Genomic DNA, 14,307 nt, shown 5'->3' with positions numbered 1-14,307 from the left:
TTGATGGTAGGGACAACTGTCTCTCCATTGCTATCCAAAGGCTCGCGACGAGCGTATGTCCAAAGAATTTCTAAAGCCTCTTCCATGATTTCAAAGTAAAAAGTAAAAGGTAAAAGGTAAAAAGTGAACTACTTGCAATCCTTATAAGACACAATATAAGACGCAATAAATTGCGTCTCTACCCTAACGCTGGCTAAGACAACTCCTGATGAGCGTAGTCATCCGTAGAGACGCAATTTATTGCGTCTTAATGAATTGGACTATACAATCATTTTTTACTATTGATTGGCATTTGTAGTTTCTTCATAAAGAGCTAAAAGCTCTAATCATAGTAGGGACGAGCTGCAAGCTCGCGCCAGCGGAGGGGGGGCAGTGGTCAGACGTCAGTGGTCAGTTTTCAGTCTATTGCGACTAATGGCTGATTACTAACATCAGACGTCTGACCACTGAATAACGCTGCAAAATTACAACATTTAGGATAGGGAAGTCAAGAAAAGGAGGGGTGAGAAGTAAGAATTTATACAATAAAAAATGGTGTTAAGCATTTAACAGTAGTCAGACGTCAGTGGTCAGTTTTTAGTTTTTAGTTTTTAGTTTTTAGTAGTTAGGCGCAATAGACTGCCTACTGTCTTCTGACCACTGTCTTCTGCCCTCTGCTTACTGATTTTTTGCAAAAATTTCTGTTTTTATAAAATGATAATAATTTGATAATCAAGTAACTAGAGTACTTTTAGGTGTTGAAATTTGTGGATATAAAAAAATTTTCTTGAAAAAAGTGTGTTTAAATTTTTTTTTTCGGGAAAAAGATGTACCTTTGCAAAGAATTTTTTACTATTCTTTTTATACAAGAATATTATTTTTTAAAACCTAATCTATAAGTCAGTAACCGCTATGGAGAAGACCCTTACGGAATTGATATTGGAGCAGAGAAGCTATCTGAAAAACACCTTCCCTAAGAAAAAGGCAGAGGATTTCGTGGATGCACTCTATCGCTTGTTGTTCAATCTGGACGACACCAATTGTGAGAGTAATTACGAAATAGAGCAACGCCTCAGAGGTAAGCGCTTGGAACTCTCGGCTATAGTATATGATTATCTAAAAGATAGCCAGACGACCCAAGAACAGACAGAACAGTTTTTTGCAGCTATTGCCCAAATATACCCGCTCTTGCTCTGCGATGCAAGGGCTATACTTGAGAATGACCCTGCGGCTCAGAACTTGGAGGAGGTGTATATGTCCTATCCTGGTTTCTATGCCATTGCTATTCACCGACTTGCTCACCAGCTGTGGTTACAAGGGCTAAAGCTCCTGGCGCGTGTATGGTCAGAATATGCACACAGTCGTACGGGGATTGACATACACCCCGCTGCACGGATAGGAAGGAACTTCTGTATAGACCATGGTACAGGAATTGTTATAGGGGAGACCTGCGTCATTGGCGACAATGTAAAGATATACCAAGGGGTAACCCTAGGGGCACTCTCAGTTACCAAGGATAAGATGAACACCGATCGTCACCCTAAGATAGGTAACAATGTAGTGATCTATTCCGGAGCTACTATACTGGGCAACAGTCAGATAGGGCACGATAGTACCATAGGGGGAAATGTATGGCTTACCGAAAGTATAGAACCCTATACAGTCATCTACTACAAGAGTGAGATGATCACCAAGCAGAAAAACCTATCACCTGAACCTATTTTTTTTCATATATAAACGATTTTTTTAATTAACATAATTTACAAATCTTATGAAGTATAACAACATCTTAGGAGCTATTGGAAATACTCCAGTTATTCGTCTTGCCAAACTTTTCCCTAATAACCAAGTTTGGATCAAATTAGAAAAAAGCAACCCAGGAGGAAGCATCAAAGACCGTATTGCCTTGGCCATGATTGAGAAGGCAGAGAAGGATGGTCTTATCAACAAAGATACCGTAATTATAGAGCCTACCTCAGGGAATACAGGGGTTGGACTTGCCTTGGTAGCAGCGGTGAAGGGCTACAAGCTCGTACTTGTAATGCCTGAGTCCATGAGTGTGGAGCGCCGTAAGCTTGTTTCTGCTTATGGGGCATCTTTCGTGCTTACTCCTAAGGAAAAAGGAACAGGAGGTGCCGTAGAGAAAGCCAAAGAATTGGCTGCTTCTATTCCGAACTCTTGGATTCCTCAACAGTTTGAAAACCCTGCCAACCCTGAAATACACCGCCTTACCACTGCTCAAGAGATTGTGGCCGACTTCCCACAAGGAGTGGATTACTTTATCTCAGGTATCGGAACAGGCGGACATCTCTCTGGTATAGGGGAAGTGCTCAAAGCGAAGTTCCCTCATACTAAGGTCTTTGGTATAGAGCCTGCTACCTCTGCCGTGCTTAGCGGTAACAAGCCAGGGCCACACCCACTACAAGGTATTGGTACAGGTTTCATTCCTAAAACGCTCAATACTTCTATCTATGATGGGATCATCACTATAGACAAGGACGAGGCTTATGACTATACCCGTCGCTTGGCCAGAGTTGAAGGTATCTTAGGAGGTATCTCCACAGGAACTTCCTTGGCGGCTATTGCGAAGAAACTCCCTGAAATCAAAGAAAATGAAGTAGTACTTACCGTGAATTACGACTCAGGTGACCGCTACTGGTCTGTAGCAGACTTGTTTGAGGAAAATCCGTATTCATAATGACTAATGACCAATGACTAATGACCAATGACTAATGACTAGTGACTAGTGACCAATGACTAGTGACCAATGACTAGTGACCAGTGATTAATGCCAATAATACGTTACGATTATTGGCATTAATCATTATTGGCATTAATCATTATTGGCATTAATCATTATTGGCATTAACAATTAACAATTGATAATTAACAATTAATTATGCGTATTCTCCTACAGCGTGTAAGTCACGCCCAAGTAGCTATAGCGGGGGCAGTACATTCGGAAATAGGGGCGGGTTTTCTCCTGCTCTTAGGTATAGAAGAGGCCGATGGAGCGGATGATATAGCCTATTTGTGTAAGAAAATCGCCCAGATTCGCCTTTTCAACGATGCAGAAGGGGTGATGAACCTTTCCTTGCAGGAAGTAGAAGGCTCGCTTATGGTAGTGAGTCAATTTACTCTCTATGCGAATACTAAGAAGGGCAATCGTCCTTCCTATATCCGTGCAGCAAGGCCTGAGAAAGCGATTCCCCTATATGAGGCCTTTGTCCAGCAGCTACAAGCGCTCACCCAAAAGCCTGTAGCCACAGGGGTATTTGGTGCCGATATGCAGGTGAGTCTCTGTAACGATGGGCCTGTTACTATATTTATAGACAGCAAAATGCGTGATTTCTGATGAGATCACGCATTTTTCATAAATGTAAATATATGAATTAATTAGGCTTGGTACTTAGTCTTTTAAGCCCTTACGGGTAAGTTCATCACAAGGTCTATATAGAGATTCACCTTGTCCTTAAGCTCTTTACGATTGACGATAAAGTCCAAGAAACCATGTTCTTGTACAAACTCAGCTGTTTGGAAGCCTTCGGGAAGTTCTTTTCCTGTGGTATCCTTAACCACACGAGGGCCAGCAAAGCCAATGAGTGCTCCTGGTTCGGCTATATTGATATCTCCGAGCATAGCAAAAGAAGCGGTTACGCCCCCTGTAGTTGGGTCGGTACATAGGGAGATGTAAGGCAGACCAGCATCGTCCAACTGGGCAAGTTTTGCGGAGGTTTTGGCCATCTGCATCAGAGAGAAAGCCGCTTCCATCATACGTGCCCCGCCAGACTTGGATATCATCATAAAGGGCAAGCGGTTATTAATGGCGTAATCAATCCCGCGGGCAATCTTTTCTCCTACAACGCTTCCCATAGAGCCGCCGATAAAGTCAAAATCCATACAAGCCACTACCAGTTCTCGCCCTTTGGACTTGCCCACTGCACAGCGTACAGCATCGTATAGGTCGGTTTTCTTTTGGGCTTCCTTGAGCCTATCCTTGTACTTTTTGGTATCCTCAAAGTCCAGTGGATCTTTCGAGCGCATGGTCTTATCCAGTTCACTGAACTTACCATCGAATAAGATTTCAAAATATTCCTTGCTGCCAATACGCACATGGTAGCCATCCTCTGGGCTGATGTAGAAGTTCTGAGCAAGTTCCTCTGTTTCAATTATTTTCCCTGTAGGAGACTTATACCACAATCCTTGTGGTATGTCCTTTTTCTCCTCAGTGCTTGTCTGTATTCCTTTTGTTTTTCTCTTGAACCAAGACATATATGTTTCTCATTAACAATAAGATAGTCACTCCTTTACACTAAGGCCTACCCCAAAAGACTATCCTACAAATTAGCAGGGCAAAGGTACGTTTTTTTTTCTATATAAGCAGAGGAAGGTGTGTTAATGTTGATAAGTTTTTAGATAATGACGAGTGACAAGTGACAAGTGACGAATGACAAGTGACGAGTGACTAATGACGAGTGACAAGTGACAAGTCGTAATAGACTGACTACAGACTACTGACCACTGACTACTTTTAAATAAAATATAACAGTCGAAGATGATTTTTTTAAGACAAAAAAGTCTATCTTTGCAGTGTATATAAATAATAAATAAATTGAATTATGTCTAAAATAGGAAGCACATTAGCCGCCTTGGTAGTGGGAGCTGCCATAGGTGCAAGTGTGGGAATTCTTTTTGCTCCTGATGAAGGGAAAAAGACCCGCAAACGTATTCGCAAATCATTGGAAGGGGTGTCCGATAACCTTAAGGACAAGCTCACCCATCTGAATGAAAACCTAAGAGAAAAGAAACTCAAACTCAAAGGCACTTTGGAGGACAACGTAGAGCGTCTACTTTCCAAGTCTAGCTACAAGGCAGAGGAAATCATCAATGCTCTTGAGCGCAAATTGGAAGACCTAAAGGCCGCCAATGCTAAATTTCAAAAATAACCCCTAAGCACTCTTACCTATGGCACTTAACGAACTCAAGGAAACGGCAAGAACCCTACCCACAGAAGTGGAATCAACGGTCAATTCACATTTGGAGTACTATAAGCTATATATATTCCGTATTATAGCCAAGACCACTATGGGCTTTGTGAGCCTTTTTGTGACAGCTCTCTTTCTGCTGATTATTGCCTTTTTCTTGGCTTGTGCCTCTGCCTTTGCTATTGGGGAATGGTTAGGTAGTGAAGCCCTAGGCTTTGCCATAATGGGACTAATCTTTGTATTAGCACTGCTCATTATCTACAAAAACCGCAAGGGGCTTATCCAGAAGCCTATATTGAGCAAATTGTCCGAAATATATTTTAAAGAATAATGTCATGGAAAGAAAATACACCTCATTCACCGAAATAGAAAACGACTTGCGTGCACTCAAGCTCAAAAAGGATATAGACCTTATGTGCCTAAAGACTGATTATCAAACGCTACTTCGTAATCTTTCCATAAGTGGACTTTTTGCAGACTCCGTAGCACAGTTCAGAAGTGCCATAGCCGAAAAGCAAAGAAGCTTATTGTCATTGGTAGCAGGCTTCTTGCTTAGGAAATTTTTCTAACAATAACCCTTTTCTAATCAAGAGATTAGTAGATTTATCCTAAAAAAATGAGGATAAAATTTTGATATATCGGAAAAAGGTTGTACTTTTGCACCCTGAAAAAAGCGAGGTCTTGTAGCTCAGCTGGTTAGAGCACCTGACTCATAATCAGGGGGTCCTTGGTTCGAGCCCAAGCTGGACCACTTTCGCTAAAGCACTTACAGAGATGTAGGTGCTTTTTTATTGTCTATAATTTGCTTTATCGAAAAAAATAACTACCTTTGCCAAGATTTTTAAAAACGTAATTAGATGAAAAAATTTCTATTCTTAGCAGGGCTTTTCATGGCTGCGGTCACTGCCTCTGCACAAAATGGCAACTTAGATCAAGGAGGCTTACAACTCAATGCAGGAGTAGGTATCTCAGGCTGGGGAATTCCAGTGTATGTGGGGCTTGATTATGGTGTTACTAACGACATCAGTGTAGGAGGGGAGTTTACTTTCCGTAGCTATTCCCATTCAAGCTACTACACCCATAATATCATGGGATTTTTTGGTAATGGGAACTACCATTTCAACAACTTATTCAACCTCCCTCGTCCATTAGACCTTTATGCTGGGTTGAGCTTAGGGGTGTATACTTCTACTGTTACAGCTAAAGAAGGAAGAGATTATATTGGAGATAGCTATTCTGGTTTTAGCCTCATAGGACAGACAGGTGCTCGTTACTTCTTCACCGACAACTTTGGGGTGAATTTGGAACTCTCTGGAGGACTACTCACCAGCGGTGCTAAAGCAGGAATTACCTATAGGTTTTAATTTAGGTAAAAAGTAAAAGATAAAAGGTAAAAAGTGCTCTATACTTTTTACCTTTTACTTTTTATTTTTCAACTTCTTTTTAGTCTCTTCTTGAAAGGAAAATCCTGAGTATATACCAGAAGAGCAACATCACTGAGGAGAAGAGTTGTAGGGCAGCGCCTACATATTGGTCAGTGGTGTATTCATTCTTCACATTGTACGTCTGGTAGAGAATACCTCCTGTGGCAAGTACTACCATACCCACAGAGAACCATAGGCCTAAGTCAAATCCGAAAAGAGCTCCTGCCACAATCAGTCCTAGGGAGAGAAAACCACCTATAACCAATACACTTCTTAGAAAAGAAAAATCCAATCGTGTCATAAAAACCACTGCTGTAAGCCCTCCAAACAAGGATAGGGTAACAATAGCTGCTTGTGAGAGTACCTCGGTACCTGTATAAGCTAGAGCAATGTAAATCAAAGGCAAGAAAATCACTGCCTCCAAAAGCACATAAAGCCCTAGCCCTATGTATTGGGTAGTGCGGCTAAGAGAGTGCGCCCATTTGTTGGCCAACATAGAGCCTAACCAGAAGCCGCCTATGATAAAGAGCCATATAAACTTGCCGCCAAACATAGCCAAAATAAGCTCTTCAGGCACCCAGCGGAGCAAAGCTGTCTCTACCAAGATAAAAGCCAAAAGCGCCAAGGCTACATGGGTGTAAGTTTTCCTATAAAAAACAGCTCGTTCTGAGTCTGTAGAATAAGCTACCAACTCAGGGGCTGAGTTGTAGGAGTTGTTGTAGCTACCTTTGTTGTAGCTGGAATTGTAGGAATTCATTTTAATAAGGTTTTATAATGGGCAAAAATACAAAAAAGTTTTGAATTTTGAGTTCTTAGTTTTGAGTTACTAATGTAAATCAATTGACTTTTATCAGTAACTCAAAACTTAAAATTCAGAACTCAGAACTCAAAACTTATTAGGACTACTCTGTTTTGTTTCTAAAGACAAGGCCGTTGTCAAAGGAGTCTATCAAGATAAGACTACCTGCCTTGATGTTTCCTTTGAGGATCTCCTTGGAGAGGGCATTCATAACCTCTTTCTGGAGGACACGCTTTACAGGACGGGCACCGAATTGTGGATCGTAACCACGTTCTGCTAAGTAATCTATAGCCTCTGGAGTGGCTTCCAAAACAATGTTCTCACGAGCTACCAACTTGATGATACCGCCCAACTGCAAGCGGACGATTTGCTTGATGTCGGCCTTGGTAAGAGGGGCAAACATGACAATGTCGTCAATACGGTTGATAAACTCAGGACGTACGGTCTGCTTGAGCAGCTGTAGTACCTCTTCTTTGGCCTTTTCAGTGGCTTCTTCTACATTCTTGATTTTCTCAAAACTTTCCTGAATAAGGTGACTACCTATGTTGGAAGTCATGATGATAATCGTATTCTTGAAATCGGCTGTACGACCTTTGTTATCAGTCAATCGGCCTTCGTCCAAGACCTGCAAAAGAATGTTGAAAGTATCGGGGTGAGCCTTTTCAATCTCATCGAGCAAGACCACAGAGTAAGGGCGGCGACGTACGGCCTCGGTAAGCTGACCTCCTTCGTCATAGCCCACATATCCTGGAGGCGCTCCCACGAGTCGGCTTACGGCATGTTTCTCTTGATATTCACTCATATCAATACGGGTCATGGCATTCTCATCGTCAAAGAGGTATTCGGCCAAGGCCTTGGCCAATTCTGTCTTTCCGACCCCAGTGGTTCCCAAGAAAAGGAAGGAACCAATTGGTTTTTTAGGATCCTGCAAGCCCGCACGACTACGGCGAATCGCATCGGATACGGCTGCGATGGCCTCTTCTTGTCCTACCACACGTTTGTGTAGTTCTTCTTCCAAGTGAAGGAGCTTTTCGCGTTCGCCCTGCATCATTTTAGTAACAGGCACTCCTGTCCACTTGGCGATTACCTCGGCTATGTCCTCACGGGTTACCTCTTCCTTGATCATGGACATCTCGTGGGTATCTACTTCCTTCTGAAGGTCGGCCAATTTAGCTTCTTCTTGCTTGATCTTACCATAACGAAGTTCGGCTACCTTACCATAGTTACCTTCACGTTCAGCACGTTCGGCATCGAGCTTATATTGTTCTATATTGTTCTTAACCGCCTGAATTTCATCTACTAAGGTCTTTTCACCTTGCCACTTGGTAAAGAGCGCATTGCGTTCCTCCTTGAGGTTGGCCAAATCGGCATTGAGTAAGCGGAGTTTTTCATCGTCATTTTCACGCTTAATAGCCTCAATCTCAATCTCTAACTGCATGATCTTACGATCCAGTACGTCCAATTCCTCTGGCTTAGAGTTGATTTCCATACGTAGTTTGGCAGCGGCCTCGTCCATAAGGTCAATAGCCTTATCAGGCAAGTAACGGTTTGGTATATAGCGCTGGGAGAGTTCCACAGCAGCGATAATGGCTTCGTCCTTGATACGTACCTTGTGGTGTGCCTCATATTTTTCCTTGATACCACGGAGGATGGAGATAGCACTCTCGGTATCAGGTTCTTCTACCATTACTTTTTGGAAACGACGCTCAAGCGCCTTGTCCTTTTCAAAGTACTTTTGGTACTCGTCCAAGGTAGTGGCACCAATGGCACGGAGTTCGCCACGTGCCAAGGCAGGTTTGAGGATGTTGGCAGCGTCCATAGCCCCTTCGCCTCCCCCGGCTCCTACGAGGGTATGGATCTCATCAATAAACAAGATGATATTCCCGTCGGATGAAGTAACTTCTTTCACTACCGATTTGAGTCGTTCCTCGAACTCCCCTTTGTACTTCGCCCCAGCGATAAGGGCACCCATATCAAGGGAGTAAATTGTCTTATCTTTCAGGTTTTCAGGCACATCCCCATTGACGATACGGTGCGCCAAACCTTCGGCAATAGCAGTCTTACCAACCCCAGGTTCCCCTACCAGCATAGGGTTATTTTTGGTACGGCGGGAAAGAATCTGAAGCACACGACGGATTTCGTCGTCACGGCCGATGACTGGATCCAATTTGCCACTATGGGCGAGTTGGGTCAAGTTTTTCGCATACTTATTGAGCGAGTTATAAGTATCCTCAGCCGAAGCAGAGGTTACACGTTCGCCCTTGCGGAGTTCAGCGATGACCTTTTCAAATTCTTTTTCAGTAACGCCCTGTTCCTTAAGGGCTTGGCCTACTTGGTTTTTGATTTTGAAGATCGCCAAGAGCAAATGTTCTACAGAGACATACTCATCGTTCATCTTCTTAGCGATATTGCTTGCTTCGGTGAGTACCTCGCCAGCGGTGCGGGAGAGAGACATCTGTCCGCCCTGTACTTTAGGGTAAGAAGCTAAAGCCTTTTCTACTGCCTGATTGAGGGTAGTGGTATTGACTTGCAACTTTTTAAGGATAAAAGGCAGCACATTGTTATCTACCTCTTGGATCCCCTTGAAGATATGTTCCACTTGGATATCTTGCTGACCGAGACCCTGAGCGAGTTGCTGCGCTCTCTGAATGGCCTCTTGGGATTTAATGGTATAATTGTTGAAATTCATCTTTTTTTCAATTGTTAATGGTTAATTGTCAATTGTCAATCACAGACGCCAGACGTCTGAACACTGACTACTATTTCAAGAAGTATTCCAAAGTTAAAAATATGACAAATTGTCAGGTTTTGAGATGAGTGTTGGGGAAGAGATAAATGTTTAGTCGTGATTATCAATAAGTTGATAGATGAAAAAATGACAGTAGAAGAGCGGTAAAGACAAAATATCATTATAGATCTTTATTATCGTTTTTCTATATTTTTAATATCAGACAAAAAAACGTATCTTTGTACTATCATTGATTAACAAATAATGGCTATGAATAATAGAATAATACAGGTAAATGATTCTGGTATAACAATAATAGATCAAAAAGGTAGGGACTATATCAGTCTTACTGATATGACAACTACTTTTAAAGAAGGAAGTGGATTGATCGGAAAATGGATAACGAATAAGAACACTTTAGAATATTTAGGAATATGGGAAAAAATCAACAACCCTAATTTTAATTACCCCGAATTCGGGGTAATTGGTCAAGAGGCTGGAACAAATCGTTTTATCATGTCCGCTGGCCAATGGATAGGACGGACTAATGCTATTGGTATAATCGTGAAAGCTGGACGTTACGGAGGAACTTATGCCCATAAAGACATTGCTTTTAATTTTGCAATGTGGTTAAGTCCTGAATTTCAGATTTACTTAGTTAATGAATTTCAGAGATTAAAAGATGACGAAAATAATCGATTAAAGACGGAGTGGGACTTACAAAGAACATTAGCAAAAGTAAATTATCAAATTCATACGGACGCAATAAAAGAACATCTTATTCCTCAAGAAATCACCAAAGAACAAGCAAGAATAGTTTATGCAAATGAAGCTGACTTGTTGAATGTTGCTCTCTTTGGAACTACAGCGAAAGAATGGAGGAGCAAAAATAGCGAAAAGAAAGGTAATATTCGTGATTATGCTACAATAGAACAATTGGTTGTTCTAAGTAATATGGAAAGTATTAATGCGTTACTAATTAGAGAAGGACTTTCTCAATCAGAAAGATTAATTTTAATCAATAAGACAGCCATTACCCAGATGAAATCATTACTATTTTCTAAAACAATAAAGCAGATAAAATCAAAATCATCTATTGACAAACTAAAGACAGAATATGAGTTGTAGAAATATGTTTGAAAAAGTAAAAGCACTACGCCTGCAATACAGAGAAGCCCAAAGTGAGGCAGAAGAACAAGCCATACAGCAGACCTTGGATAGGCTAAGGGCAGAAGACCCCGAAGCATGGGCATGGGCAATGGTAGAGAATGCTAAAGAAACTGCTGAAGAAGCTAAGGCTCTTAAAGAAGAAGTAAAGGCCAGAGAAACCTTAAAGGCTGTTTGGCTGTAGGGGTAACCTTGTTTAAAAATAATCAAAACTTTAACATTTGCAAGTGTTCTATTTTGAAAAGTAATTTGTAATTTTGCCCCTGTTTAATAACCTATTTAACTATGATTTAAAAAATAACACCTAAAATATAAATTAGCGTTTCGCTTTACAATTTTCCGATCACAGAAATACGACCAAATTTTTCAGTAAGACAAGGAAAAGAGTAATAAGTGGAAATGCCTGCGATTAACGTGGGCATTCCTTTTACTTTGTCTTACAGCCTTTGGTCGGGCTACTGTGAAAAGTATGAAGGAATGTCTCACGTTTTTTCTCTATGTGTAGAGCGATATAACTAATATATAACGTTATACGCTCTATCCGAAGAGAGCAGAAAAAGGTAGTAACCGAAAAACCTTTAACAGAGTAGGTATGAATAATTTATATTAAAAAGACAGATGAATAAATTTTTATTACTATGCTGCATTGCTATCAGTTCTGTAGTATATGCACAGGAATTTGAAATTTCTCAAGAAGGGATTTTAGAAAGAGGTACAAACAAGGATTTTGTTATCATAAAATCTGATGGAAAAAGTGCTAAGGAATTGTACAACAGTGCTGTAAAACATATTGGAAAGATTAATGGAAAGGTCTTAGAAGATGAAAAATATGAACGCCTAAAATGGCAAGTATATGTTCCTAAAATCACCTATATAGAAGAACTTTTAGCAAAGAACTATATAGATGCCTATATCACTATACAGCTTTCCTTCAAGGATAATCGTGCTAAGTATGAGATCGTTGCTGCTGATTTCAAATGCCCCGGTAATGGAAAAAACTTGGTAGTTCGTTCCTCAGGTATGTCAGACCCCTCTTATTTTATCTATAGAAGAAATGGCACTTTAGTAGAAACCAGAGCTAAAAGTGATATTGAAGATTTTTTCAAGCGAGATATTAAAAGTATTCTTGAACAAGATAATTGGTAAAAGAATTAGTAAAGTCGTTTGTTTATCTTAAAGAAACGACTTTACTTTCATACATAAGAGAAATAAAAACCACCTAAAGTCATGAAAAGTTTCTTTTGTTTAGTCTTACTAAGCATTCTGATTGCCAATTCTTATACTTTGTTTGCCTCAACTCATATCACCAACTTTCCTTTAGAGAGAGGATACTTATCTGATAGTATTCCGAATAAAATAAACAAAAGGTTTGGAATCATTTTCCATTCTTTAGAAGACAAGTTTAATATATTGGATTACAATCATCTAATCCAGACACCTAAGCAAGAGAAGCATATATTACCCCCAAAAAATAGGTTTATAGACCCCTCTCTCTACCGGCATTATTGTAACCTGACCTCAATTACTATCCCCAATACCCCCATAAGTATTAAGGCACAATCCTTTAGAGGGACTTTTATCAAGAGGAATCTACCTCCCCCAAGAGATTTTGAACTCATTAAGGATTGGGCGGGTAAGAATTGCTCTCTTTGGGTAAGTATCAATTTAAGTATAGACATGTTATACTAGTAATATCAAAATAAAGAAATATAATAAACCCCATTAAGATGAAAAAACTAATCTTATCGTTGATAGTTCTTACAAGCTTAACTATCACCAACTGTAGCAAAAGTGAAGAAAATGCTACCACTACTTATGAGGAAAACCCCTTAAATCCTCAGAACCCACAAAGCCCACAACGGCCACAAGTTCCACAACCCAATCAGGAGCCACCTATCACCTCAGCGGACTTTACACTCAGTGAAGATGGGAAAACTCTTGTCCGCTGGAATAATACTACTCGTACTACCTTGGACATGAAAGCCCACCCGCTATTAAGCCAAGTAACAACCATTGATTCTTGGGCTTTTGAAGATCGCAATAGTTTAAAAACTATTGTCTTTCCTGAAACTTTAACTACTATCAAAGGAGGTGCTTTCTCAAAAACAGGCCTCACCTCTGTTATTATACCTGAAACCGTTACCTCTATAGGTAACTATGCTTTTTCTAACTGTAATAGTCTTACTTCTGTTTCTATTCCTAAAACAGTAACTGATTTAGAAGATTGGATTTTTGAAAATTGTGGAAACTTAGAAGAAGTAACCTATGGTCCTAAAACACTCAAGGCCAGTCTATTTAATAACTGTACAAGCCTGAGAAAAGTTATTTTATTAGAGGGAGTAACTACCATAGGAACTTGGGCTTTTGAAAATCGTAAAGCATTAAAAGAAATTCATTTTTCCAGCACAGTAACTACCATCAATGCCAATGCTTTTAGTGGTAGTGGGCTAAGTACTATTACTATTCCTGAAACTATTACCACTATAGGAGCGAGTGCTTTTTCTAACTGTAAAAGTCTTATCTCTGCTTCTATCCCTAAGAGTGTCATCTCTTTAGGAGATTGGGTTTTTGAAAATTGTGAAAATTTAGAAGAAGTAACCTTTGGCCCTAAAACACTCAAAGGTAGTCTGTTTAATAACTGTACTAGTCTCAAGAAAGTTATCTTATTAGAGGGAGTAACTACTATAGGAACATGGGCTTTTGAAAATCGCAAAGCATTAAAAGAAATTCAATTTTCCAGTACCGTAACTACCATCAATGCCAATGCTTTCAGTGGTAGTGGGCTAAGTACTATTACTATTCCTGAAACTATTACCACTATAGGAGCGAGTGCTTTTTCTAACTGTAAAAGTCTTACCTCTGCTTCTATCCCTAAGAGTGTCATCTCTTTAGGAGATTGGGTTTTTGAGAATTGTGAAAATTTGGAAGAAGTAACCTTCGGCCCTAAGATACTCAAAAATGGTCTGTTTCTTAATTGTACAAACCTAAAAAAAGTTACCCTATTAGAAGGAGTAACTACTATAGGAACTTGGGCTTTTGAGAATCGAACAAATCTTACTACACTTACTATTAAAGCTACTACTCCGCCCTCTATAGGAGAGATAACCTTTAAAAACACTGCTCTAACCCATATCTATGTACCTGCTGCAAGTGTAGATACTTATAAAAACGATAGAAAATGGGGTGTTTTTGCTGACAAAATCCAAGCAATCCCATAACCCTCAA

General features: G+C 40.2%; 14 protein-coding genes and 1 tRNA gene. 12 read left to right on the top strand and 3 right to left on the bottom strand.

The features are described from left to right. Positions 1-891: 891 nt before the first annotated feature. The 3 genes from epsC to dtd all read left to right on the top strand — a co-directional run bounded on the left by epsC (position 892) and on the right by dtd (position 3,334). Entirely contained in the window at positions 892-1,716 is an 825-nt protein-coding gene (gene epsC / locus HMPREF1154_RS07850; RefSeq protein WP_009642051.1) for a serine O-acetyltransferase EpsC, read from the top strand. A 34-nt stretch (positions 1,717-1,750) separates the two neighbouring features. Further along, on the top strand, positions 1,751-2,677 hold the full coding sequence (cysK, locus tag HMPREF1154_RS07845; protein ID WP_009642034.1) for a cysteine synthase A: 927 nt from the start codon (positions 1,751-1,753) through the stop codon (positions 2,675-2,677). Between the two features lie 201 nt (positions 2,678-2,878). Beyond that, a complete protein-coding gene (dtd, locus tag HMPREF1154_RS07840; protein ID WP_009642029.1) occupies positions 2,879-3,334 on the top strand; it encodes a D-aminoacyl-tRNA deacylase in 456 nt (151 codons plus the stop codon). Between the two features lie 62 nt (positions 3,335-3,396). On the opposite strand, the gene accD is transcribed toward dtd, so the two are convergent. Continuing rightward, the gene (accD, locus tag HMPREF1154_RS07835; RefSeq protein ID WP_009642026.1) at positions 3,397-4,251 is read right to left on the bottom strand and encodes an acetyl-CoA carboxylase, carboxyltransferase subunit beta; all 855 of its coding nucleotides are present in this window, start codon (positions 4,249-4,251) and stop codon (positions 3,397-3,399) included. Between the two features lie 347 nt (positions 4,252-4,598). On the opposite strand from accD, the gene HMPREF1154_RS07830 reads away from it, so the two are divergent. From HMPREF1154_RS07830 to HMPREF1154_RS07810, 5 genes are all read left to right on the top strand, one after another. Further along, positions 4,599-4,925, top strand: coding sequence for a YtxH domain-containing protein (locus HMPREF1154_RS07830; protein ID WP_009642056.1), 327 nt, complete (start codon positions 4,599-4,601; stop codon positions 4,923-4,925). A 19-nt stretch (positions 4,926-4,944) separates the two neighbouring features. Further along, positions 4,945-5,295 (top strand): hypothetical protein, encoded by a 351-nt coding sequence (locus tag HMPREF1154_RS07825; protein WP_009642030.1) that lies wholly within the window; start codon positions 4,945-4,947, stop codon positions 5,293-5,295. A 4-nt stretch (positions 5,296-5,299) separates the two neighbouring features. Then, entirely contained in the window at positions 5,300-5,533 is a 234-nt protein-coding gene (locus tag HMPREF1154_RS07820) for a DUF6327 family protein (protein ID WP_009642057.1), read from the top strand. A gap of 108 nt (positions 5,534-5,641) precedes the next feature. After that, positions 5,642-5,715 (top strand) — tRNA-Ile (locus tag HMPREF1154_RS07815). A 106-nt stretch (positions 5,716-5,821) separates the two neighbouring features. After that, positions 5,822-6,328: an outer membrane beta-barrel protein gene (locus HMPREF1154_RS07810; protein ID WP_009642035.1), complete on the top strand. Its 507-nt coding sequence runs from the start codon at positions 5,822-5,824 to the stop codon at positions 6,326-6,328. 79 nt (positions 6,329-6,407) lie between these two features. Here HMPREF1154_RS07810 and HMPREF1154_RS07805 read toward each other — a convergent pair whose 3' ends face one another. Continuing rightward, complete coding sequence (locus HMPREF1154_RS07805; protein WP_009642038.1) at positions 6,408-7,145, bottom strand: Bax inhibitor-1/YccA family protein; 738 nt, start codon at positions 7,143-7,145, stop codon at positions 6,408-6,410. 145 nt (positions 7,146-7,290) lie between these two features. Beyond that, positions 7,291-9,876 carry an ATP-dependent chaperone ClpB gene (gene clpB, locus HMPREF1154_RS07800; RefSeq protein ID WP_009642039.1) on the bottom strand — a complete coding sequence of 862 codons (2,586 nt, stop codon included), beginning with the start codon at positions 9,874-9,876 and terminating at the stop codon, positions 7,291-7,293. Between the two features lie 309 nt (positions 9,877-10,185). On the opposite strand from clpB, the gene HMPREF1154_RS07795 reads away from it, so the two are divergent. The 4 genes from HMPREF1154_RS07795 to HMPREF1154_RS13005 all read left to right on the top strand — a co-directional run bounded on the left by HMPREF1154_RS07795 (position 10,186) and on the right by HMPREF1154_RS13005 (position 14,300). Beyond that, positions 10,186-11,043 carry a KilA-N domain-containing protein gene (locus HMPREF1154_RS07795; protein ID WP_009642031.1) on the top strand — a complete coding sequence of 286 codons (858 nt, stop codon included), beginning with the start codon at positions 10,186-10,188 and terminating at the stop codon, positions 11,041-11,043. After that, positions 11,033-11,266, top strand: a complete 234-nt coding sequence (locus HMPREF1154_RS07790; RefSeq protein WP_157231260.1) for a hypothetical protein — start codon at positions 11,033-11,035, stop codon at positions 11,264-11,266. Before HMPREF1154_RS07795 ends, HMPREF1154_RS07790 begins: the two co-directional genes overlap by 11 nt. 434 nt (positions 11,267-11,700) lie before the next feature. Then, entirely contained in the window at positions 11,701-12,228 is a 528-nt protein-coding gene (locus HMPREF1154_RS07785; RefSeq protein ID WP_009642032.1) for a hypothetical protein, read from the top strand. Between the two features lie 581 nt (positions 12,229-12,809). Continuing rightward, entirely contained in the window at positions 12,810-14,300 is a 1,491-nt protein-coding gene (locus HMPREF1154_RS13005; RefSeq protein ID WP_083846547.1) for a leucine-rich repeat domain-containing protein, read from the top strand. The last annotated feature ends 7 nt before the right edge of the window (positions 14,301-14,307 follow it).

This window comes from Capnocytophaga sp. CM59 (genome assembly GCF_000293175.1).
GTDB lineage: Bacteria > Bacteroidota > Bacteroidia > Flavobacteriales > Flavobacteriaceae > Capnocytophaga > Capnocytophaga granulosa.
This window is presented reverse-complemented; position numbering and strand designations above follow the sequence as displayed.

Coding starts and splice junctions, on each gene's coding strand:
- HMPREF1154_RS13005 (WP_083846547.1), top strand. CDS start 12,810: ATGAAAAAACTAATCTTATCGTTGATAGTTCTTACAAGCTTAACTATC.
- HMPREF1154_RS07825 (WP_009642030.1), top strand. CDS start 4,945: ATGGCACTTAACGAACTCAAGGAAACGGCAAGAACCCTACCCACAGAA.
- accD (WP_009642026.1), bottom strand. CDS start 4,251: ATGTCTTGGTTCAAGAGAAAAACAAAAGGAATACAGACAAGCACTGAG.
- HMPREF1154_RS07790 (WP_157231260.1), top strand. CDS start 11,033: ATGAGTTGTAGAAATATGTTTGAAAAAGTAAAAGCACTACGCCTGCAA.
- HMPREF1154_RS07820 (WP_009642057.1), top strand. CDS start 5,300: ATGGAAAGAAAATACACCTCATTCACCGAAATAGAAAACGACTTGCGT.
- cysK (WP_009642034.1), top strand. CDS start 1,751: ATGAAGTATAACAACATCTTAGGAGCTATTGGAAATACTCCAGTTATT.
- epsC (WP_009642051.1), top strand. CDS start 892: ATGGAGAAGACCCTTACGGAATTGATATTGGAGCAGAGAAGCTATCTG.
- HMPREF1154_RS07805 (WP_009642038.1), bottom strand. CDS start 7,145: ATGAATTCCTACAATTCCAGCTACAACAAAGGTAGCTACAACAACTCC.
- HMPREF1154_RS07830 (WP_009642056.1), top strand. CDS start 4,599: ATGTCTAAAATAGGAAGCACATTAGCCGCCTTGGTAGTGGGAGCTGCC.
- HMPREF1154_RS07795 (WP_009642031.1), top strand. CDS start 10,186: ATGAATAATAGAATAATACAGGTAAATGATTCTGGTATAACAATAATA.
- HMPREF1154_RS07810 (WP_009642035.1), top strand. CDS start 5,822: ATGAAAAAATTTCTATTCTTAGCAGGGCTTTTCATGGCTGCGGTCACT.
- clpB (WP_009642039.1), bottom strand. CDS start 9,876: ATGAATTTCAACAATTATACCATTAAATCCCAAGAGGCCATTCAGAGA.
- dtd (WP_009642029.1), top strand. CDS start 2,879: ATGCGTATTCTCCTACAGCGTGTAAGTCACGCCCAAGTAGCTATAGCG.
- HMPREF1154_RS07785 (WP_009642032.1), top strand. CDS start 11,701: ATGAATAAATTTTTATTACTATGCTGCATTGCTATCAGTTCTGTAGTA.